Source organism: Acinetobacter sp. TUM15064, from assembly GCF_008980265.1.
GTDB lineage: Bacteria > Pseudomonadota > Gammaproteobacteria > Pseudomonadales > Moraxellaceae > Acinetobacter.
Map to the genome: position 1 here is coordinate 1 of NZ_BKFU01000150.1, position 1282 is coordinate 1282.

At 38.0% G+C, this 1282-nt stretch carries 1 protein-coding gene; it reads right to left on the reverse strand.

The features are described from left to right. Positions 1–61: 61 nt before the first annotated feature. Positions 62–1194, reverse strand: a protein-coding gene (locus tag GBI16_RS18120; RefSeq protein WP_223235881.1) for an IS3 family transposase whose coding sequence is annotated in 2 segments (ribosomal slippage) — positions 62–942 and positions 942–1194 — 1134 coding nt in all. Because the reading frame shifts where the segments join, the coding sequence is not laid out codon by codon here. Positions 1195–1282 lie beyond the last annotated feature (88 nt).

Sequence of the window (1282 nt, forward strand, 5' to 3'; positions counted from 1 at the left end):
AGAGGTGGTCCCACATGTTTGAACAACTAAAAGCTTATTTATAAGTGATACTCTGCTCTAGTTAAGCTACCTTATTTTGTTGTGGTAGCTGGTCATAGTAAAACTCATCTGGAGTCATTTTGTCCAGACTCGAATGAGGTCGTTTCAAATTATAAAATTCAAAATATGCGTTTAATTGCTTCTTCGCATCCAAAACATTGCTGTAGGCTTTGAGATACACCTCTTCATATTTAACGCTCCGCCATAATCGTTCAACCATCACATTATCAACCCATCGACCTTTACCATCCATACTGATTTGAATGCCATTTGATTTCAATACATCAATAAATGCATCACTGGTAAACTGACTGCCTTGGTCTGTATTAAATATTTCAGGTCGACCATATTTTTCAATAGCTTCATTTAATGTTTCTATGCAAAATGTAACCTCCATACTAATCGATACTCTATGCGCAAGTACCTTGCGGCTATGCCAATCAATCACAGCACATAAATAAACAAAGCCTTTTGCCATAGGGATATACGTTATATCCGTAGACCACACTTGATTACTGCGCTGAATAGCCAATCCTTTGAGCAGATATGGATATTTGCGGTGAGCTTGATTAGCCTGGCTTAAATTTGGTTTGCAATATAACGCATTAATGCCCATTTTCTTCATTAAAGTACGTGTATGACGTCGTCCTATATGATGTCCTTGACGATTCAACAAATCACGCATCATCCGGCTACCTGCAAAAGGGTATTGCATATGTAACTCATCCATACACCGCATTAGCTTCAGATCTGATGCACTCACAGGTTTTGGGCGATAGTAATAACAACCACGGGAGACTTTCAGCAGCTGAGCTTGCTTAGATACTGAAATCTGAAGTGAGTCATCGATTAACTTTTGTGGTTGAAGCGGCCCAGTTTCTTCAACACACCTTCTAAAAAATCAATTTCTAATGCCTGCTCACCGATTTTTGCATGTAGTTTTTTTAGATCGATGGGTGGTTCTGTTGGAGCTTTTGATTGATCGAAAGCTTGCGAGGAAGCTGAAATCAGTTGATTTTTCCAGTCGATAATTTGGTTTTGATGAACATCAAATTCAGCACTCAATTCAGCAAGTGTTTTTTCTGCTTTAATCGCAGCAAGTGCTACCTTAGCTTTAAAATCATTTGAATGATTTCTTCTTGGTCTACGTGCCATAAAATACTCCATATATTGATGTTTATAACATCATTTGGGGAGCAAAATATCACTTATAAGTGTTGTTCAAATTTCCTGATCCACCTCT